The organism is Neptunomonas sp., from assembly GCF_016744175.1.
Classification (GTDB): Bacteria; Pseudomonadota; Gammaproteobacteria; order Pseudomonadales; family Balneatricaceae; genus Neptunomonas.
In genome coordinates this window covers 57,939-82,841 of sequence record NZ_JADGEV010000015.1, presented here as the reverse complement: position 1 = coordinate 82,841, position 24,903 = coordinate 57,939, and the positions used below count along the sequence as shown (strand labels likewise).

The 24,903-nt window shown below is 42.6% G+C and carries 18 protein-coding genes; 6 read left to right on the top strand and 12 right to left on the bottom strand.

The window, feature by feature from the left end:
* Positions 1-2: 2 nt before the first annotated feature.
* From QZZ55_RS09155 to rlmKL, 5 genes are all read right to left on the bottom strand, one after another.
* The gene (locus QZZ55_RS09155) at positions 3-3,431 is read right to left on the bottom strand and encodes an SbcC/MukB-like Walker B domain-containing protein (protein ID WP_293267020.1); all 3,429 of its coding nucleotides are present in this window, start codon (positions 3,429-3,431) and stop codon (positions 3-5) included.
* Entirely contained in the window at positions 3,418-4,053 is a 636-nt protein-coding gene (locus tag QZZ55_RS09150) for a DUF4194 domain-containing protein (protein ID WP_293267019.1), read from the bottom strand. Before QZZ55_RS09150 ends, QZZ55_RS09155 begins: the two co-directional genes overlap by 14 nt.
* Complete coding sequence (locus QZZ55_RS09145) at positions 4,053-5,450, bottom strand: Wadjet anti-phage system protein JetA family protein (RefSeq protein ID WP_293267018.1); 1,398 nt, start codon at positions 5,448-5,450, stop codon at positions 4,053-4,055. Before QZZ55_RS09145 ends, QZZ55_RS09150 begins: the two co-directional genes overlap by 1 nt.
* A 226-nt stretch (positions 5,451-5,676) precedes the next feature.
* Positions 5,677-6,885, bottom strand: coding sequence for an ammonium transporter (locus QZZ55_RS09140; RefSeq protein ID WP_293267017.1), 1,209 nt, complete (start codon positions 6,883-6,885; stop codon positions 5,677-5,679).
* Positions 6,886-7,148: 263 nt separating this feature from the next.
* Positions 7,149-9,293, bottom strand: coding sequence for a bifunctional 23S rRNA (guanine(2069)-N(7))-methyltransferase RlmK/23S rRNA (guanine(2445)-N(2))-methyltransferase RlmL (rlmKL, locus tag QZZ55_RS09135; protein ID WP_293267016.1), 2,145 nt, complete (start codon positions 9,291-9,293; stop codon positions 7,149-7,151).
* 328 nt (positions 9,294-9,621) lie between these two features.
* Between rlmKL and QZZ55_RS09130 the strand changes: the two genes are divergently transcribed.
* Positions 9,622-9,828, top strand: coding sequence for a ribosome modulation factor (locus QZZ55_RS09130; RefSeq protein ID WP_293267015.1), 207 nt, complete (start codon positions 9,622-9,624; stop codon positions 9,826-9,828).
* A 64-nt stretch (positions 9,829-9,892) separates the two neighbouring features.
* Here the strand turns inward: QZZ55_RS09130 and QZZ55_RS09125 are convergent, their stop codons facing one another.
* Both QZZ55_RS09125 and QZZ55_RS09120 read right to left on the bottom strand, forming a co-directional pair.
* Entirely contained in the window at positions 9,893-10,921 is a 1,029-nt protein-coding gene (locus QZZ55_RS09125; protein ID WP_293267030.1) for a quinone-dependent dihydroorotate dehydrogenase, read from the bottom strand.
* Positions 10,922-10,986: 65 nt separating this feature from the next.
* Positions 10,987-11,208 (bottom strand): DUF2835 domain-containing protein, encoded by a 222-nt coding sequence (locus tag QZZ55_RS09120; protein ID WP_293267014.1) that lies wholly within the window; start codon positions 11,206-11,208, stop codon positions 10,987-10,989.
* A gap of 250 nt (positions 11,209-11,458) precedes the next feature.
* Here QZZ55_RS09120 and QZZ55_RS09115 point away from each other — a divergent pair, with 250 nt between their 5' ends.
* Both QZZ55_RS09115 and QZZ55_RS09110 read left to right on the top strand, forming a co-directional pair.
* Positions 11,459-13,141: a BatD family protein gene (locus QZZ55_RS09115; protein ID WP_293267013.1), complete on the top strand. Its 1,683-nt coding sequence runs from the start codon at positions 11,459-11,461 to the stop codon at positions 13,139-13,141.
* 16 nt (positions 13,142-13,157) lie between these two features.
* Complete coding sequence (locus QZZ55_RS09110; RefSeq protein WP_293267012.1) at positions 13,158-14,024, top strand: potassium channel family protein; 867 nt, start codon at positions 13,158-13,160, stop codon at positions 14,022-14,024.
* A gap of 8 nt (positions 14,025-14,032) precedes the next feature.
* On the opposite strand, the gene QZZ55_RS09105 is transcribed toward QZZ55_RS09110, so the two are convergent.
* On the bottom strand, positions 14,033-14,932 hold the full coding sequence (locus tag QZZ55_RS09105) for a TIGR01777 family oxidoreductase (RefSeq protein WP_293267011.1): 900 nt from the start codon (positions 14,930-14,932) through the stop codon (positions 14,033-14,035).
* An 87-nt stretch (positions 14,933-15,019) separates the two neighbouring features.
* Here QZZ55_RS09105 and QZZ55_RS09100 point away from each other — a divergent pair, with 87 nt between their 5' ends.
* The 3 genes from QZZ55_RS09100 (at position 15,020) to QZZ55_RS09090 (ending at position 17,735) form a co-directional block, all read left to right on the top strand.
* Positions 15,020-15,631, top strand: a complete 612-nt coding sequence (locus QZZ55_RS09100) for a riboflavin synthase subunit alpha (protein WP_293267010.1) — start codon at positions 15,020-15,022, stop codon at positions 15,629-15,631.
* A 21-nt stretch (positions 15,632-15,652) separates the two neighbouring features.
* Positions 15,653-16,381 carry a YciC family protein gene (locus QZZ55_RS09095; protein WP_293267009.1) on the top strand — a complete coding sequence of 243 codons (729 nt, stop codon included), beginning with the start codon at positions 15,653-15,655 and terminating at the stop codon, positions 16,379-16,381.
* A 109-nt stretch (positions 16,382-16,490) separates the two neighbouring features.
* Positions 16,491-17,735 (top strand): HDOD domain-containing protein, encoded by a 1,245-nt coding sequence (locus QZZ55_RS09090; protein ID WP_293267008.1) that lies wholly within the window; start codon positions 16,491-16,493, stop codon positions 17,733-17,735.
* A gap of 96 nt (positions 17,736-17,831) precedes the next feature.
* Here the strand turns inward: QZZ55_RS09090 and QZZ55_RS09085 are convergent, their stop codons facing one another.
* The 4 genes from QZZ55_RS09085 to QZZ55_RS09070 form a co-directional block, all read right to left on the bottom strand.
* Complete coding sequence (locus QZZ55_RS09085; RefSeq protein WP_293267007.1) at positions 17,832-19,967, bottom strand: TRAP transporter permease; 2,136 nt, start codon at positions 19,965-19,967, stop codon at positions 17,832-17,834.
* Positions 19,968-20,041: 74 nt separating this feature from the next.
* A complete protein-coding gene (locus QZZ55_RS09080; RefSeq protein ID WP_293267006.1) occupies positions 20,042-21,070 on the bottom strand; it encodes a TAXI family TRAP transporter solute-binding subunit in 1,029 nt (342 codons plus the stop codon).
* Between the two features lie 317 nt (positions 21,071-21,387).
* The gene (locus QZZ55_RS09075) at positions 21,388-22,752 is read right to left on the bottom strand and encodes a sigma-54 dependent transcriptional regulator (protein WP_293267005.1); all 1,365 of its coding nucleotides are present in this window, start codon (positions 22,750-22,752) and stop codon (positions 21,388-21,390) included.
* Positions 22,753-24,849 carry an ATP-binding protein gene (locus tag QZZ55_RS09070; RefSeq protein WP_293267004.1) on the bottom strand — a complete coding sequence of 699 codons (2,097 nt, stop codon included), beginning with the start codon at positions 24,847-24,849 and terminating at the stop codon, positions 22,753-22,755.
* Between the last annotated feature and the right edge of the window lie 54 nt (positions 24,850-24,903).

Below are 24,903 nucleotides of genomic sequence, written 5' to 3'. Positions count from 1 at the left end.
CATCACACTGTTTCTAACAACCCGTCAGACAATTCAGCTTGTTTCATTAGCTTATGCGGGTTGTCTGAGTTAAGCAGCTCTTTACCTTTTTGCGTTGGGAATTCCACATCAATATCAACAATACGTCCATCACGACATACGTTGATAATGGTTTCCATGCATGAAGATAACAACGAATACTTTTCATCCGGTGCGGCGATAATCGTTTGCAGCCCCAAGTCGGTCATGAAGCCGAGAGACGTTATGGTATTTTCTGAATCCAGTTTGTTAAAGGCTTCATCAAATACCGATAGACTCATTCCACCAACGGCCTTACCATCTGGCCCTTCTTTTAGACGGTAAGCCGCACCCATTGCAGCCGCCATAGCCACATAGAATGGAACTTGATGCTCACCACCAGAACCGGTTTTAATACGCTGAGTTAAGGTTGTTTTACGATGACCGTTAAGGTCTTTAACCACCAGCTCAAAGTTATAGAAGTTTCGGTAATCTTGCAAAAGACTACTTTCACCTTCATCTTTTAATACATCGTGAATCTTTGACAATGCATCTTGATGCGGTTTGTCTTCATCAAACTTCAAGTCAAACAATGAACCTACGTTGGCCTGATCCAGGCGTGTATAAGCCTCTACTAGCTCAAGGATATCCTTGAGTTCTGGATTAGGCATCATCTCAAAGCTATACATTTCCTTATGGAAAGGACGGTTCTTTAGATGGTTATTCAACTCACGAATTAGATCTTTGATGTTGTTTATCTGGTCGTTCAAGTGCGCAACAAAGTCTGATCTAAATGATGTTTCTGCTTCCAAACGAGCACGCTCTGCTTTTTGCGTATACAAGGCCAACTCAGAATCAGTTAACGCTTGAACCGTTTCATCAACATATTGCTCTAACTCTTCATGGGTCGAGTCTGGGCCAATTTTATCTAAGCCCTGATGGCTCATACCGCCGCCATGAAACTTCGCTTTATAATTAGCGATAGCATCACGAACCGAGTACTTTTTCTTTTCGTGTAATGAGAGTTCTGATTGTGCTTTTTTGGCCGCTTCAAAAATAATACGCTCTAACTCACCCGCACATGTTTCATCTAAGTAGTCGCGTTTTTCTTGAGCAGATTGTGCATCAAAGTCCGTTTTGGCTTCACATACGTTACGTGCTTCAGAGTGCTCTGTTAGCTCTTGGTCCAATACTTCTAATGCGGCTGAATCTTTTATCATATTCGTACGGATACGCTGCAGTTTATCCATCAGAAGCTTATTCTTTTCTTCTGCTGTTTTCTGCTCTTCTGCTAAATCAGCAATGCGTTGCTGTATACCCGTATCGTCGTGATTTCGCATATCGGTAATCGCTTGGCGATAACCTTCAATCTCGGTACCTAGTTGCTCACGCTGCTGAACGAGATCAAATACTTTTTCACTCGCACCCACTAAGCTTGTTGTCAGGTTAATCAAACTATCACGTAGTTTTTCTAATGACTCATGACGTTTACCCAAGGTAGTAAATTCGGACAGCATCTCATCGACTTGCTTACCTTTTGAGGCAAGCTGGTCACCACGACGACGAACACCCATAATTGGCGACATTTCATTAATCGATGTTGTCGAACCTTCCGTTTGCAACATGCAGTCGTACGTCAACGCACGTTCTTGGCGAAGGAGCTCAGCTTCTGTTTCTACAGCAATCACTCCACCTAAAGCACGGTTCATATACGCTTGCGCATGCTCATTATCGGTATCAACAAAATGCGCCAATGACTGTGGCTTAGAGCGACGCAGCCAATCCTGCGATTTTGTTGTATTAATAATACGGCAACCTTTCAAATGACGCCCTTTACGGCGGTACAGGGTAATCGCTTCTCTTACATGCTCTGGGTCAACAATTAAGGCTTCACGGCGCGCACCCAAGAAAGACTCAATCGCAATGCGCCACTTATCTTCATTGATATCTACAAGTTCGCATATGGGTGTTGATTCAATGCCATATTCAGCCAGCAACTCCATGAGCTCACGGGTGTTATGTCGCACCGGAGCACGCCCCTGCTTAAGCTGTTCAACAGCGCCTTTTTGGCTCTGAATATTTGTGCGCAGTTCATTAATACGAATGACCGATTCTTCAAATTTGCGACCGATATCGCGTCTTACTGAATCCACACTCTGCTTCAATTGATCGATGGTATTATCAACTTCAACAGGCTCAGGCGGCCACACATCCGCCATCATATCTTCACCCGATCGCCACAAGTCAACCGAGCGCTTTACCAACGGCAAGAATGTCTCAGGCAATAACTGCTCATAATTGGAAAAACCAACTGTAGTGCGGAACAAGCTATAAACGTTTTGGATCTTGTCTTTTACGACGCCTTCTTCATGCAAGCGTGCAGTAATCGAGTTTTCCAATGCCTTAATTTGATGAGCCGCGTTAGAGTTATTTAGCTGAGCACGGGCATCCGCTAGATGCTGCATTACACTGCTCATATTTGCAGCGTGATTTTCTAGTTCGAGTTGAACAACGGCTTCTTTCTCTTGGTTGGCGTCTAAGCGTTCCTGCGCATCTTCCTTTTTAAGATCTGCATTTTCAAAACGTGACTCGTGTACAACCCATTCATACTCTGCAGCGTTTTTGATATTGCGCTGTATGCCTTTGCACTGCTCTTGTACTTTTTCCAGCTCGGCAATTCGATTAAATACTTCTCGTGTTTTTTGCTCCATCGCACGATACTCATCGAGCGATTTACGAAAAGCACCTACGTGAACAATATTTTCATCGAGCACAAACTCACGCACAAAGCGCGTTGGGCTATCAATCGGCACAAAGCGCAGCGCATTTTTAAAGTTCTTAACAAACTTTTCATCATCATTCGGCATCTGCGCATCATGACTCAGCGCCGTTGTCACTTCGCGAATAAACTTACTGGCACGTTTTTCTAAAATCATATCAGGACACTGCTTCAGCAATTGGTCCCGTACTTGTGTCCATGGCTTAGGTAAACGACCATCGCCCTCCATTATGGAGAAGTCATCCAAACCAACCGAAAACTCAGGCATGATAAAACGTCCGAGTATTTCTTCTTCTGGCGATGAGGTTGAGGCATTAATGGCTATGCCTATACAGGTTTCTTTCGCAGTTTCAGTATCAAAAAAACTCAGTGCCATATAAGTAAGCGAGTCCTCTCGGGCCATTGCTTTCTTGCTACCATCATCAAGGTAACCCAAACAATAAGTGCGCAGAGAGCGCTCACTCTTTTGGCCTGCCGAGGCGTTAAAGCTTAAGTGACGCTTATGCCCACCCATCAAAACAGTTTGAATAGCATCCAGCAAAGCCGACTTACCAGAACCATTAGGGCCTACAATTGCAACATTGCCCTTAATAGGCACTTCAACGGCACCTAATACATACCAGTTAACTAATACTATGCGGTTAAGCTGTTTCATCAGCGATCGCCTCCTCTTCTTCGGTCAGAGCATCTCGTGTATCTGTATCACACAAGGCTTCTAGCTGGCCGATAAAATCTTCTACTACAACCTGACGAATAGTCGGCTGAATGCTGAATGGTACATTCTTAGGCTCTGTTTCGTTTGGTTTGCCACGCTCAATAACACCATGACGAGCGAACAACGAAAGAATCTCTTTCATTCGTGTTTCATTCGGAATCTCTTTGTTGGTCAAGTTTTCGTATAAAGACAGCAACTCATTAATATTGGTGTACGCTTTGCCACTTTCTACTTCGAACTTTTCTAGTTTTTCTTCATATTGTTGGCGCATACACAACAGCAGTAGAGACTCATCCAAGCGCAACTTCAAGTTACGTTCGCTATCTTGCGGCAAAATACCGAGATAGGCTTCATCAGGTTGATAGATAAAAGACCAGCCAATCGCTTCGAATAAGTTAGTAAAGTAATCAATATGTGAAGAGACAAGGAAGTAGCTATCCCTGTGTGATGAACGATCAGCATGTAAGAACTGGTTGGTCAGTAACAGATTGGCTGCATGCGAAAAATCGGCAGCTTCATACTGATCGCTTCGGCTGATTATTTTTTGTAGATCACCAAGCATTAGCGTTTCCTATAAATAACAAAATCACGACACTCAACCATTCCGGCCACACTGGTGTATTGATCATTAAACTGGATATTGAACTGTTCAGCTGTTTTCTTGGCTTTTTTACCAAGTGAGGCCAAATGGCGGATATAACTGAAGCAGATATAATCTTCGATACTGTCAATCTCAAACTCATCTGCGCGTAACGTTTCTTTGCTACCCAAATGACGATCAAGATACGCATCTATACGGTCTATCTTCACTTCGCGGCGTTCTTTAAAGTCTTTAAATAACTGCCTTAATTGAAGCGCTTTAGGATCAATAATTTGCTGACGTATTACTCGAGGCTCAGCCTGAATACGCCGTTTAAACGGGGCACGTACGCTGGCAGGAGAGATGAAACTAACTTCCTCTAGGGTATCAATCACGGGTAAAGCATCGTCTTTCGCCACTTCTTTTATTAAGCGAGACAGTCGAGATGCCATGCCGGGAGTCGTTTTATCCATATAACGGACAGTATCTGCCACGCGCTTCTCTAGTCGGTAACGGAAGTCATCAATGGTATCAAGGCGCTTATCTACTGAGTCGAAGATACGCACAATTCGATTTATATGCAGATGAACCATCGCCTCAGCATCGTCGTAATCGGATTCAAACTGTTCTTGGTAGTGCCGCGTTAACGTATCTAGCTTAATCGTATCAAACTGTAAATCACGTAATAAAGATAAGATTTGGCGTCTAAATCTAAAAGGGTTATTTTTAGTTTTCAGTGTTTTGTAATCGGAAACTAAAATTCGTTCAACAAAGCGGTCAAAGAAGCCACGTACAACTTCCTGTGGGCTTTCAGCATGAGACAAACTAATTTTGAGTTCTCGTAAACCCAACATCATATCCGTTAAATGGGCACTAAAGTCCGCAGCAGTTTGTGCCGCTTCTGACAGCGTAATACCGCGCCCTGCGGGATCATTAACGGCAGACTCTAACGAGCTAAGAACATTTAAAACTGCACCACCGTATGAACGCTTCTCAAGATTAGAAATAGACACTAAAGAGCGTAACAAGTAACTGATAGAGGGTGACATTAAAACAAACGTGCGATAGATGCGCTGCTCTTCTTCTACCCAGCCGGTTTTTACAAGGCGCCTGTATATGCGGTTAGTGTACTCAGCTGTGGAGCGTGGTAACTCTTCTCCTTCGGAATCGTCTTCGTCTTCCGGTTCCCAGCGACGCACACCCAAACGAACGACGGCGTTCTCAATAGTAGAGCGTACCAAATCCTTTGGAATAAATGGGTCTATTAAGTCTTCATCAAAAAACAGATCTGCTAACTGCAGCAAAACGGCTTGATAGATATGACGATTTTTGCCTGACAAGGGCAAAAAAAGATCATCAGGGAGCTTGTTAAAAAGCATTCAGCATCCAATATGAATTAGGCTACTTACTCAACAAGCAGCGCTTTGTTATAAATTTGTATCAGCACTGAATTTTAGCCTAGCTAGACATGACAAATCTATACATCTGGATTAAAGGAGCCATATTAACAGTGCTATAAAAACAAAAACCCCAGCACAGAGGCTGGGGCTTCTCACAAACCGCTTTAGCAACACGGATAAAAACTGAATAAACTATTGATCCATTCTAGTCATTCGACGTTGATTCTATTTTATGGATGCTTAAATCAGCACCGTTAAATTCTTCCTCATCACTGAGACGTAATCCAAGCACCGCTTTAATACCACCGTAGACAATTGCAGCTCCCACGACAGCAACAAGGATACCTGCAAACGTTCCGATAATCTGAGATATCAGGCTAACACCGCCCAAGCCGCCCAATGCTTCACTGCCAAAGATTCCTGCAGCAATACCACCCCAAACACCACATAATCCATGCAGTGGCCACACACCTAGCACATCATCAATTTTCCATTTGTTTTGCTGCAGCGTAAACATCCAAACAAAGACGACACCTGCAATAGCCCCCACAACCAACGCACCAATCGGGTGCATCACATCAGAACCTGCGCACACTGCGACTAAGCCCGCTAACGGACCGTTATGTATGAAACCGGGGTCATTTTTACCGACGATTAACGCAGCAATAATACCGCCCACCATCGCCATTAAGGAGTTAACGGCAACCAAACCAGAGACGCCATCGAGAGTTTGAGCCGACATCACATTAAAGCCAAACCAACCAATAGAAAGAATCCATGCGCCTAATGCCAAGAAGGGTATATTTGACGGTGGGAAAGCAACTAAACGGCCATTGCGGTAACGCCCTTTACGTATGCCTAAAAACAGTACGGCGACTAATGCAATCCACCCACCAACACCATGCACAACAACTGACCCTGCGAAATCATGAAAGCCAGCACCGAAAGAGGATTCTAACCACGCCTGAAAACCGTAATTACCATTCCAGATAATGCCCTCAAATAGCGGGTAAACAAAAGCCACTGTTAACGTTGATGCTAATAAAACAGGCCAGAATTTAGCACGTTCAGCAATACCACCTGACACAATCGCCGGAATAGCCGCAGCAAAAGTCATCAAGAAAAAGAATTTAACTAATTCATAACCGTTACCTTTGGCCAATGTCTCAGCATCTTGGAAAAAAGTAACGTCATACGCAATCCAGTAGCCTATAAAGAAATAAGCTACAGCAGAAAAACCAAAGTCTGTCATGATTTTTACGAGGGCGTTTACTTGGTTTTTATGACGTACTGTTCCCACTTCAAGAAAGGCAAAGCCAGCATGCATGGCAAACACCATGATAGCTCCCATCAGAATAAATAGGGTATTAGAGCTTTGAACTAGTGTCTCAACGGCACTATTAACATTATCCACGAATATCTCCTCAGTTCATGCAGGTGCACACTTTTGCACTGTCTTGGTGCGCTTTCTTATATTTAATCCCAAAGAGGTGCATTTATATCGATATCGGCTTACTTAAATACAACATAGAAACTCAAAAACAGAGGCTAATATGTTGTTTTATCTAGAGTAAATAACGAAACGCGCACGTTTGGTGCAACAAGACCTCTAAAAGAGATCTTGTGTCGCACTAATACAAAGCATGAACTATGCCAGAAAGAGATGAACGCACTGACTTAAGGCCAGCGTATTTCGAAACAACTATGAATGCGCGCATTACGCTTAAAATCAGGATCAATGGTTTGTTGTGTTATTTCTTTAATATCAAAGCCTGAAAGCAACTCATAATCCAACTTAAAGCGGCGATAATTATTAGAAAAAATAAGCACACCACCTTTGCGGAGTAGTCTCATTGAGAGCTTGATCAAATCAACATGATCACGCTGCACATCCAAGACATCTAACATTTTCTTAGAGTTTGAAAACGTTGGAGGGTCTAGAAAGATCATGTCATAGGCAGGCTTACGTTGCTTTTTCAACCAGCTTAAACAGTCCGCTTCGATAAAGTGATGCTCTTTACTGTTAAAGCCATTCAGTGCCATGTTTTTCATTGCCCACTGAAGATAGGTCGCAGACATATCCACACTGGTAGTCGATCTAGCACCGCCAATAGCAGCATGAACACTTGCTGATGCGGTATAGCAAAAGAGGTTTAAGAAGTCTTTCCCATCTGCTTGTTGCTGAATTTGATGGCGTATAGGGCGATGATCCAGAAACAAACCTGTGTCGAGGTAATCGTGTAAGTTAATTCTAAAACGGCACCCATGCTCCTGGACTTCAAAAAAGCGACCCACACTGGCTTGTTTGTTGTACTGCCCTGTACCACTTTGGCGCTTACGTTGCTTTAAGACGACCTTACGTGGGTTAACATCAAGCGCTTCAGGAATAGCGGCCAACACATCTTTAATACGGTCAAACGCTTTAACCTTATCAACCGAAGCGGGAGCTGCATATTCTTGTACATGTACCCAATCATTATACAAATCAACCGCTACCGCATACTCAGGCATATCGGCATCATAGAGACGGTAACATCCAATGCCCTGCTGCTTTTGCCACTTTTTCAAACCTTTAAGATTTTTCTTCAGGCGATTTGCAAACATTTGAGCATTGTCGCTAAGCGCAGCCACAACGTATTCTTGGTTCTCTTCACCAGGCTTAACGTCATTACGGTCTGCGTATAGAGTGTACAAAAACAAACGACCGTCGATCGGACCATTATTCAAGCTATAGCTTTTATCTGCTTTTAGCCCCACTACCTGGCAAAGTTCAGGGTTACCGGTAAAGATGGCAGCCTTCCAGCCTGCAAAATCTTGCTTTAAAGCATCGCCAATATGGCGATACAAAAACATTAGTTCAGATTCATCTCCCATGCGCTCGCCATAAGGAGGGTTGGTAACCAGCAGTCCCGGAGAGTTTTCCGGTACCACCATCTGCTCGACAGAAGCCCTTTTGAAACTTATAACGTCGCTAACGCCTGCTCTTTCAGCATTATCTTTGGCTAGTTCGAGTACTGAACCGTCCTGATCAGATCCATAAAAGCGCGCTGTTAGGTTCTCTAAGCCTGCTTTTTTACGTGCATCTGCTTCATCTAGAAGCGCTAACCAAAGCTCAGCCTTATGTTGTTTCCAACGCTCAAAACCAAACTGCTCTCGTAAGATGCCCGGTGCAATATCTGCAGCCATTAAAGCACCTTCAATAACCAAGGTGCCTGATCCACACATAGGGTCAAACAGAACAGGACTGTCTGCAGCCAATTTTGGCCACGACGCACGGCATAATATCGCCGCTGCTAAATTTTCTTTTAAGGGCGCGGCCCCTGCACGTGTACGATAACCACGACGATGCAAACTACCTCCAGATAAATCCAGAGATAAACTCAGCTTACCGCGATAGATGTGTGCATGGATGCGCAAATCAGGATTGTCACGATCAATACTTGGGCGCATTCCCGTCTTATCTCGCACCTGATCAACAATCGCATCCTTAACTTTTAAGGCGCCAAAATGAGTGTGGTTAATGGCATCAGTTTTACCCGTAAACGCTACCAAAATTGAAGCTTCTTCGTGCATATGCTCTAACCAATCAACTGATTGAACTGCATCATAAAGCTGGTCTGCTGTTTCTACGTTCTCTTCAATAAGAGGTAGTAAAATTCGATTGGCTAGGCGCGACCATAAGCATGCACGGTATGCTTGTTCAATTTCACCACTGAACTCAGCGCCGGTTGCCGTTTGTTTGACCTCAGCTGCTCCTAACTCAGTTAATTCAGTTACTAGCAGTAGTTCCAGCCCTTTTGGACAGGTTGCAAAAAATTTCATATGTATTCCAATTTAGGGGTACTGTCTGTAAAAAACCATGAGATCAAACAGTTACAATTTCATTCAATAAAAATCACATCATAGTGATTTTTTTTCATATCTTTTTTCAGCATTAATGAACTGATCTAAGCTGCTGATAGCGCTCCATTTTTGCAAGCGCTTACTATTAAAAACAATAAATCAATAGATAATTCCAATCGCACTTCTTAATAAATTTCGTTATCTATAGTGTTCTGTGATGAGCCACTAATGGAATAAATCACTACCTTGAGAACATACAGTCTCAACTATCCACACTCTCATAATAACGTAATAGAGGCACTTTTATATGAAGAGACAGAAACGAGATAAAACTTCGACTCTTTTCAATCGCGGCTTTCAGGCAGGCCTAAGTGGGAAATCTCGCGATGATTGTCCTGTCAAAGTAACCGACTTGCGTAGCCACTGGTTGAGTGGATGGCGTCAAGGTCGAGAGGCACAATGGGATGGAATGGCAGGCGTTTCAGCCATTCAGGCTCACCCAGCACTACATTAATGTTGCTCCCCCTTTACAACAGACTAAGCTCCTCTGTTTGAGGAGCTTCTTTTTACTCCCCTTCTTACTTGCTTGGCAATGCCTGAATAGCCCTTACAGAATCACTTATTAGAGTCGGCCCTTTATAAATAAAGCCTGAGTAAGCCTGAACCAAACTAGCACCCGCTTCAATTTTCTCAGCGGCATCAAAGCCTTCAGTTATGCCACCCACACCAATGATAGGCAAAGCACCATCCAGTGCTTTTGATAAAGTCCGAATCACTTTTGTTGATTTATTCCTTACTGGCGCGCCACTCAGCCCACCCGCTTCTGATCGCATGGGTGAATCTTCTACACCTTCTCTAGAAAGCGTTGTGTTAGTTGCAATCACTCCATCCATTTCATAGGTTTTTAGAGACTCAGCAACCATCTCAATCTCTTCTTCAGTCATGTCAGGTGCAATTTTCACTGCAATGGGAACATAACGGTCATGCAGATTAGCTTGTCTAGCTTGCTCATTCTTAAGCGCTTCGAGCAAGGTATTTAAAGAGTCCCCAAACTGCAGTGTTCTCAATCCGGGTGTATTCGGAGATGAAATATTGACCGCTACATATGAAGCCCTTGAATATACCTTTCTTAAACAATAGATATAGTCACTGTTAGCATCTTCATTACTGGTGTCTTTATTCTTGCCTATATTAATGCCCAGCACACCGTTATAACGTGCTCTATCAACATTCTTTAGCAGCTCATCAACCCCATGGTTATTAAAACCCATTCGATTAATAATCGCATTATGCTCTGGAATACGAAATAACCGTGGTTTTGGGTTGCCTATTTGAGGGCGTGGCGTCACAGTGCCTACTTCGATAAAGCCAAATCCCATCGCCGCCAAACCATCAATAGCAGAGCCGTTTTTATCTAGCCCAGCTGCCAAGCCAACAGGGTTTGCAAAGCGAATACCCATTACTTCCGTAGGCAAATCTAGCGTTTCTGCGCCCAGGACCGTTGGCAGACCCAGTGCTGCTGCAACATTCATACCACTTAAAGCAAGGTGATGCGAACGCTCAGCATCCATATTAAACATAAGAGATTTTGCCAAGGAATAAAGCATAGCTAGACCGTTATTGAATAAAGATTGCGGCATTATAGCGGTGCAACGATAGTTTTACATCCCGCCTAACCAACTCGCGTGATTGTTTTAAACTTCCCTGCTGAATCAAAGATAATTCTAAAGCTACCAACAATGCCATTATGAAGCAGAAACGGTTGTAGAATATCTGCGGGAAAGCGCACCGAACGCCCATCTCTTGCATGAGTGCTCACCATACAGCTAGGGGCCCGGTACTGCTTTAGATACTCATCAGGTGAAATACGTATATCAACAATGATTTCATTCATAATTACTTAGATACTGCTACAGGCACAACGACGATAATAGAGCCGTTATTATACTGATTTTTTGTTTGTGTCGGGAAGCATTACATCTTCACTCAAATTAAATAAACTGCGATACTACTTAACACCGCCCCACAAACAACGTTGTTTACATTCAGTTTGCCATACTCCAATCAAGTCATTGATATTACAGGCTGCTTAATGAATAATAAATGCTCGTTTACCTACTTTCTGCTTGGATCACGAACACGGAATGCGAACCTTCCTGCTCTTCATATTTGCCTTAGCCTCTTCTGCTCACGCGGACGTTAACACCTACCTGAATAAATACAGTATTTCTATCAATGAAACCGTTCGGCTAACGATTGAGTCAACGCAACAAGGTCAGCCCCAAAGACCTGATCTATCCGTATTAAATCAAGACTTTACTTTATTAGGCAGCAAAAAAATAACCATCTCTAGCTTCCAAGGAAACACTCGTCAAGCAACCACACGCTGGCAGGTATTGTTACGCCCGAAACATTCTGGCGAGTTAAAAATTCCTATATTGTCGGTTAATGGCAAACAAAGCTCACCTATCCTTTTATTAGTAGCAGGTAACGTAAATACACCGTCAAGTTCGACTACACTTTACCCACAAGCGATACAGGCACCTGTCTTTATTACTACGTCCATCGATCATACTGAAGCCTATAAAAACAGCCAGCTCATATATACGGTCAAGCTTTTTCATAAAGAGACACTCAGTAAAAATGCCGCTCTCTCTGAACCATTTTTGAACCAAGCACTCGTCATTCCTGATGAAGATGTGAAGCGCAGTGAAACATTAGTAAAAGGGCAACCTTACTTTCTTGAAGAAAGACGCTACTTCATTTTTCCAGATGAACCGGGAACTCACTCAATTGAGCCTCCTCTTTTTTCTGGTGCTTCCCAAACTGGCCAATATTACGAAACACAGGGGAGTGAAATTGAAATTGCTATTATTCCTCAAGCTAATACCAACGCTAAAGGGTACTGGCTACCTTTATCGTATCTTCAGTTAGAAGAAAGCATAGACAAAAATGCTCTGCTTGAACCAGGCACTTCTCTGACAAGAACACTCACTCTTACTGCTCATGGGCTTCCAGCTGCTCGCTTACCTTCACTGTCCGTTCTAAGCAACGAACTGGCAGATATCGAGCTACTATCAACAGAGCTAATTGAAAGTTTTGATGAGCAAGGCTTAGTCAGCAAGCGCACTGAAACAATTAAAATAACAATGAAAGAGAGAGGAGAAATCACTCTACCTCCTATTGATATACATTGGTGGGATACTTATGAGGATCGCAGTAAAATTGCATCACTTCCTCCTGTGATTTTGTATGTAGAAGCAAGTCAAATAAAAGCTCAGTCAACTACATCAGAAGAGCTAGAAGATCCAGCATCTACTCCGGCTAAAGCAGCACAAGAATTTAACAACTTAAAACCTCAAGCAAGTACAGCGCAGACGCAAAATATACCACTGTTGGTTTTTTTAACGAGTATCAGCATCATTTCATCTCTTGGGTGGCTATATAGCTACAACCGCCTACGAAAGATGAAAAAGCACACACAGAAAAAAAGAAACGCTGTTACTGAAAGACAAAAAGAGAAAAAGAAACTCACACACTCCCTAGCAGAAAAAAACACATTTCAAGCACTTGCTATGGCATGCCAACAAAATAATGTCGATATCAGCAAAATTCGCTTAGTAGAGTGGGCTCAGCATTTTTGGCCAGAAACCTTTATTGAAACCCCTGAAGATATCTGCAGACTTGCTAAAAACCAAACACTCGACTTTCTAATTATTGATTTAGAGCAATATCTTCACTCATCCGAAAAATCTTTGTGGCAAGGTGATCTACTCTTACAAGCAATAGAAACGCTTCGTAAACGCCGTCAAAAAGGCAAAGCATGACTAAACGGAATCCATAATGACTTACCACAAACACCAAGCCTTTCTTAGCAAACTTGGCTTTGGTGGTGTAGACGATAAAGAAAATGTCAGAGCCCAGCGTTGGTCACGACGCTTAGAAGGTCCCATGATGCTGGTTGCCCTTTGGATTATTGTTGATTGGTATCTTCGTGAAAAGGGCTTGTCTGCACCTAACATCACATTTTTTACCGACTGGTTTATCTGGCTATGCTTCATTGTAGAAACCAGCATATTGTTAACGTTAGTTGATAGCAAAAAACTGTATTTACGCAACAACTGGATGAACATATTAATCATCATTGCCGGTTTACCTATCATATGGGGAATGGAAACATTCTATGCGGGTGTGCTTAGGAGCCTGCGTTTACTTATTATGTTCGGCATATTCCTACGCATATCAACCGATGTACGCGCTGTACTCTCACGTCATAGCTTGGGGCTAACGCTCTTTATCAGTTTTCTGATTATGCTATTTTCTGGTTTTATCATTTCAGGTATCGACCCTGCTTTTGAAACTCCCATAGATGGCATTTGGTGGGCTTGGGTGACTATTACCACCGTAGGGTATGGAGACCTAGTTCCCAGCACAACAATTGGGCGCCTTTTTGGTGCTTTGTTAATTTTGCTGGGTATAGGCTTGTTCTCAATGTTGACAGCTAGTTTCTCTGTATTTTTTATAGAGCAAGATGAAAAAGACATGATAGAACGTGAAGATGAAAATATTCGCCGAATAAGTCGAATAGAAAGCCAACTTGAGCGTATCGAAGCTCAGTTGGAAAAAACATTAGTTCACCTTGCCCAATCAAACACCCACAACTCAGACTCTCAGAGCACACTTTTAGATGAGGATCCCCCTGCAAAATAAGACAATTTTTATACAGAATGCTTTAGTGCTTCTTCAAGTTCAGTGTAAGTAAACTCAAACCCTGCATCTAACAATCGCGCCGGATATACCCTTTGCCCCTCAAGCAGCAACTCACTGGCATCTCCTAGCAACAGCTTCATCACAAATGCGGGCATCCTTAATTTTGCAGGCCTATCAAGCACACGGCCTAATGCTTGACTAAATACTTCATTTGTCACTGCATTCGGAGACGTTGCATTAAAACTTCCTAGCAAAGTTTGGTGCTCCATCAAAAACCGAATGATAGATACTTCATCTAACAAATGAACCCATGACATCCACTGCTTCCCACTACCTATGGGCCCACCCAGACCGAAATTAAAAGGCGGTAACATTTTAGCTAATGCGCCACCTCCCTGCCCTAGCACAACACCCGTTCTCACTAAGCACACTCGCGACCCTAAAGCCTTCTCTGCCTCAAAAGCAGCGGCCTCCCAGTCACGACATAAATCATGCGTAAAACCTGATGATGGGTGACTTACTTCATTTAACGGTGCGCCTCCCTCGTGCGCGCCATAAAAACCAATAGCTGAACCACTAATAAAGAATTCAGGCCGGGCACTGGCGCGCTTCAACTGTGCTATTAGCTCTCGGGTAAAATCAATCCGGCTTTCACAGAGTAATTTTTTTCGAGCTTCACTCCAACGCTTATCAACAATGGGCTCTCCGGCTAAATTAATGACACCGTCAATCTTTTTGCTAATCTTATTTACTTCATCAAGATCAATGCTTTGAGTTGCGCCTTTAAAAAGAAGTGCCACTTTCTCTGGGGCACGAGAAATGACCGTTATCTGATGCTCTTCACCCAATAAAGCATGAATCAATGCAGTCCCAATAAATCCTGTTCCACCACTGATCAGATAATGCATGCGAACCTCCTAAGGTACAGGTATTTTACTTCTATTTACGCTATCCTCTACGCTCAAGATTAATCGCAAGACACAGGAAAGGTAAAGATGTTTACAGGTATTGTGCAAGGACTCGCTAAAGTCATCGCACTCAACAAGCGTGATCAATTTATGCAATTACGCCTCAGCTTGCCTGAGCGCAGCTCCTCAAACCTGAAAATAGGCGCCAGTATTGCCGTTAATGGTACCTGCTTAACGATTACCGAATTCAATCACAATGAAGTGCAGTTTGATGTAATTGAAGAAACACTAAATGTGACTAACTTAGGAAATTTTAACGTAGGTGACACTGTCAATTTTGAACGAGCGGCACGCTACGGTGATGAAATCGGCGGGCATCAACTATCTGGTCATATTTCATCTGTCGTTACTATAGATGAAATTATCCGCACGTCTGATAACTGTACTCTTTGGTTAAAAACACCGGAGCGGCTACTCCAATACCTACTGCCAAAAGGATTTGTATCATTAAACGGCTGCAGCCTAACTATAGGAGAAGTACTGGGCACACGTTTCAGTATTCATCTGATTCCTGAAACACTAACAGTTACTACTTTTGGAAACGCCCAACAAGGTGACAATATCAATATCGAAGTCGACCCTCAGACGCAAGCTATTGTAGATACCGTCAATCGCTTTCTAAACAACCGCAACCTATAAACTGTCGTAGAAAAATCATATATGAGCACTTTCGAATACCTTAGACAAAGTTTTTTCTTCTTTAAACAAAACTTCGCTGTCATTGCAAAAATACAGTTACCTTTCCTTATTATTTTAAATGGCCTGGCACTATGGTTAGATATCAATGTAACTGACACCAATGAGTTTAGAGAAAAGACTGCTTACATCTCAATTCTTAGCCTGTCGTTTTTGCCCATCTATTGGGGCGCCACTATTCTATTAATGCAGTCTAAATTAGAGAATACCCCTCTTTCAGCCTCACAGGCTATTATTGCTAGCTTGTCGTTCTGGCGTAGCTTATTGTTCACCTTTATTTTGACATCATTTGCTGTATTTGGTGGACTGTTACTATTTATCCTGCCGGGCGTGTACATAGGGGTACGTCTTGCTTTTGCAGATTACATCTGTGTCTTAGAAAAGAAGTCAGCACTCGATAGCTTAAAACAAAGCTGGAAAGATACTTCTGATTATTTTTGGGTTCTGCTACCTGGCTTGGCCATCCTTTTTACAGGCATCCAACTAATAGAAATGCCAATTGCTCATACACTTCGTAATATGGAAGAGCGAAATATTCTCGTTGAACTGCCGATTGTTGCTGTAGTCGACCTTTTAGGCGCCCTCATTACTGTTTTTGGTTTTCGAATCTATTGCGTTATGCGAGAAGAAAATAAGCCAAAAGAAAACGGGCCAACCCAACTTGATGATAATTCCACTGAAAATGACCAATAATAACCTCCCATTAATATGAAAGATGGTATTAAGACTTAATAACGGTATTATCAGTATCGATTTGAATACCAATAATTGTAATATATTGTAACTTTGAGTAACTACAGCAATGTCAGAGAAAAAAATTCCTGCCCAAGTCAACATCAAAATGGTGTTACTTGACCCGCATGGTGAATACCTTAACTGGCCAAAGTTACTCAATAGTACAAACAGAAACTGGGATATCACTCGCGTAGATGACCCTGAGTTATTAATCTTCCATCTTGAAGCGAATAGTTACGATGCTGTCATCATTAGCAGCACAGTTAAAGACTATACTGAGTTGAGCGTTTTACGCCGAGCTCAGGAAATACAACCTGCTATATTACGCTTTCAGCTTGGTAGTAAGCTTGAAACGCCTAAAGAAATGGCGCAAAAATTAGAACTAACGCACCGAATCTTCCCCATACCCTCTGATGTCGAGAAAATAGCAGAGACTATTGAGTACTTATTTAAAATTACGCGCTTGATTAACCGCCCAACGTTAAAGCAGTTTATCAGCCAAAATAAGCGCCTCCCTGCGGCACCTACAACCTATAAAGAGCTCAGCCAAGCACTCAGCTCCGACACTACTGACGCAAAACAAATTGGGGCAGTTGTTGAACGCGACCCCGCGCTTAGTGCGAAGATTATTCAACTCGTTAACTCTTCTTATTTTGGCTTGCCTAGGCAGATTAGTCATATCCCTGAAGCGGTTTCAATTATCGGAATACGGATGCTACGTGGATTAGCATTATCCAGCCAAACATCGGGCATTTATCCGCCTCATAAAAACTGGACGTATTTTTCATTCGAAAAAGTCAACCAACGATCTTTATTAGTTGCACGTCTTGCACGTGATATTTGTCAAGATGTCGGTGTTGATAAAGGGATAATGGAGCAAGCATTTTTAGGTGGCCTTCTTCACAATGTCGGTATTCTTGTTATGGCATCTCAAGACCCAACCTCTTACCTTAAAGTGCTTCAATACGCAGTAAAAGAAGAAAAATCCTTACATGCAGCAGAGAGAAAAATCACAGGTGTATATCACGGAGAAGTAGGTGCTGCCCTCATGGCTCTTTGGAATATTCCGGCATTAACTGTTGAGGCGATTCTTTTTCATCCAATCCCTGCCTTGTCAAAAGACGAAGGTTTTCAACCGCTCACCGCCGTACACGTTGCAGACGCCTTAATACCCCCCGTATGGCAACATAACGAAACAAAAATGAACAGCCAGTTATCTAAAGCGTATCTAGAAAGAATAGGCCACCTCACAGATTTACACCGCTGGAAACTGATTGCATATGACTACAAGCTATTAATGCAATCGGCCTAAATCTTACCTCTCGTCCTGTATTCTCAACTTACTATAGAAGGATATTGATCAAATAAAGCAGTTTAAGAGCACATCCCTTGCTCTTAAACCCCCTCTTTACACAGACATCTCTTCATGACTATTAGTACGGCGGCTGTACATAAATATGGCCACAAAAACAGCCAATGATATCAAGCTAATTAAGATTTGATGGTGCGGCCACAGTAAACCCAACCCAGCCACTCCCGACATGAGTCGTAGTACCAGTGGTAATGGCCCTTCCAGATAGCCTTCCATAAAACCTACCAAGGCATACATTCCAAAAAGAGAGAATGCAAAGATAGTCAAAACCTCTGTGGCTGATCCACCAATAAAATTAGTATATGCAAACAACACAGGTACAACATACATACCCTTCGCTATTTTCCATGCAGTCATTCCTGTAGCCATCGGCGGAGTTCCAGCAATAGCCGCAGCCGCAAAAGCAGTCAAACACACCGGAGGGGTAACATTTGAATCTTGTGAGAGCCAAAAAATGATCATATGTGCTGAAAGAAGTAGCATGGCCAAAGACGTAGGGTCAATAGCTTGCTGCAACAGCTGTCCCTTTAAATCACTAGGGATCAGATCGACCAATGCTAATGCATCCACTTCAGACATAGGGGCAGCTAACAGAGCCGCTTTATCCATATCAACTAACATAAAAATTGTTTTTGCTACCTCAGGCAAAGCACCTTCAACAATTAATTGAACCAACTGCATCTCTGCCATCAAGCTATAAAGAGCAGGTGCTGATAGCGTTGCTAACACAATATAAGCAGCCGTTACTGGCAACCCCATCCCTAACACCAAGGAGGCTAATGCTACCAATACCAAAGTAATCAGCAAGCTCCCTCCAGCCCACTCAGTCACCATTAGCGAGAACGTATTACCAATCCCTGTCATTGCAACAACGTTCACGACTAAACCTACCGCGATCAATAAAATAGCGGTTGTGGCCATATTTTTTGAGCCTTGCGCTAGCGCATCAAGAATATCTTTTATACCCATAGGGCTTTTAGATAACCATGAAGAAGCAACAACAGACAAAATTGAAATACCCGCAGCATAAGTCGGCGTAAAACCATAAATAAGCAAACTCACTAAAACACCCAGTGGTAATAAGAAATGCCAGCCTTCTTTTAATACTTCCTTGACCGGCCGAGTATCGAGTTCCACTGCTTGAGCATGACTGCGCTGCGCTTCAACGCGCACATAAAAACCAACTGACATGAAATACAATAGAGCAGGCAGAGCCGCTATCGCAATGATGTCTACATAAGGAATCTGAGTGTACGAGGCCATTATAAAAGCACCCGCGCCCATTACTGGAGGCATAAGCTGCCCACCAGTAGAGGCTGCCGCTTCAACACCCGCGGCAAAGCGTGCAGGAAAACCTGCTTTTTGCATCAGTGGAATAGTAATAACACCCGTTGATACTGTATTCGCAACAGAAGAACCCGAAACAGACCCCATCAAGCCCGAACCTAACACAGCAACAAAACCTGGACCTCCAACAAAGCGCCCCGCTGCACAGCGGGATAATTCAATAATAAATTCCCCTGCGCCGGACTTCACCAAGAAAGCACCAAAGAGGATAAACATGAAAACATAGGTCCATGAAATACGGGCTATTTGCCCGAACATCCCTTCTGATGAAAAATAACTACGATACATCACGGTTTCAAGACTAAGTCCCGCAAAGCCAAACATACCATCTATGTACGGCCCCCACCAAAACACATAAGTGAGTGCAAATAAGATCATCGTCGGAATAAACCAACCCGTGGTTCTTCTTGTCAGCTCTAGCGCGATACCAATAGCCAGAGTCGAAAACACCCAATCCCAGTTTGAAAACTTCACGCCGCGCTCATACAAAGCATCTTCAAAGCCAATCAAATACAACGCGCATATTACGGCGGCTACACCGAGCAAAATATCTAATAAAAGAACTGATTTTCTAGCACCACTAGGCCCCTTCATCATGGGAAACATTAATGAGCAAAGCAAAGCAAAGCCACCAAAATGCAGGGCCGAGACCCATAACTCTGACAAAGTTCCTAGTGTATTAAAGTAGATATGAGCAATAGCAAAACACACGCCTGCCCAATAGATAAAACGGCCTATGGGGCTGGCATCATCACGCTGCGCTAACTCCAATTTTTTTAATTTTTCCGCAGTGTCCTGCACAGAAACAGATGATGCCTGAGTCATAATCACTCACCTTGGTTTTAAAAGACAAAAGAAAAACCGATGCGGCTGGTTGATAGCCGCATCTCTTGAGATGATCAGTTAGCGATCAGGTGAGCCGGAATAGTTAATCCCATCTCTTTATAATAGCGCGCAGCACCCGGGTGCAGAGGTAACGGTAATCCAGCAATAGCTTTATCAAGCGCCATCGCTTTCGTTGCTTTATGAATACCATTTAGGAACGGAAGGTTTTCATAAAACGTTTTAGTTAACATATATACATCATTTTCTGAAACATCATCACGTACTGCCAGAAAGTTTGGCTGTGCCATTGTGTTAATTTCTTTTGTTTGTCCAGGATAAGTATTTGCTGGGATATTAAACCTTGTCCAAAGTTTGTATTCTCCGTTTGCTTTCCTAATTTGCTCATCGGTAAAATCCAGCACCGTGATGTCGCTACCCATCGCTGCATATGCACGAGTAATCGCTGACGTTGGCACGCCTGAAGGAATATTCATACCTTCGATTGTTCCATTTTGCAGGGCATCAGCTGAAGATCCATATCCCATATATGCAAAATTAAATTTTTCGGCATCAGATCCTAAATTTTTCAGAATTTCGCGCCCGGAACCTTCTGTTCCTGAATTCTTTTTACCTATCGAGAATTTCTTACCATTTAATGCATTAATATCATCAATAGTGCCCGAATTTGCATACTTACTCTTGACTACAAACTGCTCAACGTTTTGCCACAACATAGAAACCGAACGAAGATTTTTTTGTGGTCCATTGGCTTTAAGTTTTCCGTCACCTCCCCAAGCCCAAGCACCATACAAGCCTTGAAGAATCGCAAACTGTGCTTCATTTTCACTCAACAGCTTAATATTCTCTCCAGATCCAGCAGAGTTGATAGCCGACATTGAAATTTTATGTTTTGGTTCAAGCTTCACCTTTGCCAAGGTTGCTAATGCAACACCAACGGGGTAATAGGTACCACCGGTTGAGGCCGTCGCCAAGATATAAGAGCGCTTTTCAGCCGCCTGAGCTAAACCACTTGCACCTGCAACCGTGCTCAGAGCAATAGCCATAGACAATGTTTTAACCAATGTGCGTTTACTAATTTTCATTCTGTCACCTTTTATGATTGTTATAACTGCAACGTAGATACAGAATAACTAGAGCAGAAAGCAAGCCAACAAACACAACCAATTGTTTTATAAGTGCTTTGTATATTATTTAACTATTTCTAACTAAAAATGAGCATTTTATTGCTTATATGCCAGCAGCAATAGGCAACAAATAGCTTATCAGTTATTCCCCCGTGACTACGGGGTTTCAGGAGAGTAACGGCTTGTTTAAAGAAGTATTCGCACCAAAGTGCGCTATTTTCTGCCTATTCATAAAAAAATGACTCACCTGCACAGCAAGTAAGAATGAAGACGAGCTAGCTTTTAAAATCATTCCGGTTGATACCGTAACGAATCATCTTCTGGTTAAGGGTGCGGCGTGGCAGGTCTAGCTGCTCCATTGTTAGTTTGATATTACCTTTATGAAACCGTAAAGCATCACGAATAGCATCCGCTTCAAAGTTTGCTACCTGTATTGCTAACGAGAGTTCCCTAGAGTGGACCTTACTCATATTTGGCATCCCTTCAGACGCCATGAGAATATCAGCAACCGATAAGTCAGGATCCAACGAATAACGGATGGCTATATTCTTTAATTCTCTAACATTACCCGGCCACTGGTAGCCGATGAGAGTCGATTGATCTTGAACAGACAATACTCGAGGGTTTCTGTCATGGTCAGATGCAACAATTTTTAAATAATGATTGAATAATAGAGGCACATCTTCGAGGCGCTCTCGCAATGGAGGAATATGCAATTGAGCAATACTCAATCGATAAAACAAATCTTCCCTAAAATTTTCTTCATCTCTTAAATCTACTTTTGCTGCAGCAATAACGCGTAAATCAACATGAATAGGTGTATTTGAACCTAAACGCTCTATCACCCCTTCCTGAAAAGCGCGAAGCAACTTAACCTGCAGATTTAGAGGCATACTCTCAATCTCATCAAGAAACAGTGTTCCTTTATCTGAGTATTCAAACTTGCCTATTCGTTTTTTTGCAGCGCTAGTGAACGCCCCAGCTTCATGTCCAAATAGTTCACTTTCTATTAAAGACTCAGGTATTGCTCCGCAATTTATTGGAACAAAATTATACTTTGTCCGATGGCTATACTCATGTAAACATTGTGCCACTAACTCCTTACCCGTCCCTGTTTCGCCGTAAACGATTACATGCGTACCTTGCTCTGCCAGTTTTACTAACTCCCGCTTCAAGCGCTGAATAGCTGGCGAGACACCTATAATTCTTGCATCTACGCCAGACAACGAAACAAGATTTTGCTGTAGTTTTTGGTTTTCTAAAATGAGCCTACGTTTTTCACAAGCTCTATGTACAGTTTCTGCTAAACGCTCAGGAACGTAAGGCTTTTCAATAAAATCATATGCTCCATTTCGCATCGCATTGATTGCCATATCAACATCGCCATGGGCGGTTAGTAATATTACCGGCACACCCGATACTTTTAATAATGCTTCTTGTAGAAGTTCCAAGCCATCCATACCTGGCATCTTCACATCAGTGACAACGACGCCGGAAAATGAATCATTTAGTACCTGCAGAGCATTTTCTGCTCTACTAAAGCTATCGACAGTAAAGCCACAGACCTTCAGCCATTGCTCTGTTGACTGACGCACAATCTCTTCATCATCAACTAAAACTACGTGCCCACGAATGTCCAATTAAAGCTCCTCGCTATTTTTTACTAGAGGTAAATAGACGGTAAAACATAAACCTTGCTTTTGGTTTTTACTGACTTCCACCTTGCCACCCAAATCTCGAACAATCCCCTGTGCAATAGGCAAGCCTAAACCTAAACCATTCCCCATCAACTTTGATGTATAGAATGGCTCAAACATATGGGCAAGCTGTTCATCATTCGCTCCTTTTCCTGTATCTCGAATGCTAAGAACTACCCAGTCACCCACTTGATCAAGTGACCGACTTTCAAGATGAGTAAGCGTAATAGAAATCTCACCAGAATGTAGCTCTAGCATAGAATCACATGCATTCGTCATCAGGTTAACTAACACTTGTTCGATACGAACAGCATCACCTTGTATCCAGTAATGTGGCAATGCGTGCTCAAAACCATGAACGATAGACTGCTCAACAAATCTTTCTTTATACTGCTTAAATACATGTTCAATCGAGAAAACTAAGTCGACCACACTGCGTGTATCCACACTTTTATATGCAAAGGTTTTTAGCTGTCCTGTAATAGTTGCCATCCTATCAACCAAACTATTCATTATGCTCAAATTTTCATTCAACATTGAAGGCTGATCAGCCAGCTTACGTATTATTGCTAGGTAATTTCTCATAGCGGTTAAAGGTTGGTTCAACTCGTGGACCATCACCGCAGACATCCTTCCCAGCGCAGCTAACTTCTCCGCTTGAATGAGTTCATTTTGTGCAGACTCCAACGCCTTGGTGCGTTGTTGCACTTTAAACTCAAGCGACTCATTGGCCTCACGTAATTTATATTCCAAGCGTTTGCGGCGCGTAATATCTATGATTGTCACTAAATAGCTTGGTTCGGGAGTCGCCGTCATCATTCGAATCGAAAATAGAACGGGAAAAACAGAACCGTCCGAGCGACGCCCAACCACTTCATATCCAGTAATAGGTGTAAACTCTCCTTGAGACAAACCATTTAACCAACGTTTCAATGGTGTGAATTGATCAATATCTGCAAAAATAGATGTTAACGGCTGGCCAATTATCAGCGATAAGGACACGCCAAACTGCTGCATAACCATTGAGTTAATAAAAACAACTGCACCCTGACGGTCCACAGTAATTAGTCCGACCTGTGCGGTGTTGATAATATAACGTTGCTGTTGTTCGCTCTCGATTCGCGCTCGGATCACTTGTGCTTGCGAACGCCGTTTTAACCGAAACTCTCTTAAATATAAAACCAATAACACAAAAGCTACACATCCACCCGCAACAGTGAAGCCTACATAAACAGCTCTTTGCTCCGCTTCAGACAACGGACTAAGAACACCCACTTCCCATTTCAGATCATCAAGCAATACCGATTCAATTAGTTGTCGCTTGCCGACAGAGGTCCAGATAGAAACATCTCGACCATCAAATAACTGATCATGTTTGATCGGAGCAAAAGGCCAAGTGTGATCAGCCCCCTCGAATAATGATTGACTCGCAAACAACAACTTACCGTTTTGATCTGCAACGTAATAAGAATGCTCAAGAGAAAGCTGCTCTTTTAAGGCCGCTATATCTAATCGCATTACGGACACACCGATTAACATTTGACGATGATAGATAGGAGCAGAAAGATAGTAAGAGGGCCGAGTTGTATCACTATCAAACATAAAGTATCTCCCTTGCTCTCCCGCTAAAGCCTGAAGAAAAAATGGTGCATTGGCATAATACCTTCGCGAAGAAGAGCCTTGGTCCCGCCAGTTACTATAAGCAACAATTTGACCTGTCAGGTCTAAAACAATTAATGCTGCAGAACCGGCTACCAAATTAGTTTGCTCAAGATAGCGGCTTACTTTAATAACTTTATCTGGATTAGCCTGAACCAAAAGGTCTTTCACATCATGATTTTGAGCAAGCAGAAATGGCAGATAACGATACTGATCAATGGCAACACGCAATGCACTGATGGTATCTAATAATCGAGAAGCACCTTGCTGATGAGCTTGAACACTTCCCCAGCCACGTGTGTATATGTATGACTGCCAAGAAACAAGCAAGCCACACAAGACAGCAACAACAAAAATGATAACTGACCGCTTAATCTGCAAACCTTCTCCTTATGTGTTTATATTACCTAAGAAAACTCATTAGATTATTGCTTA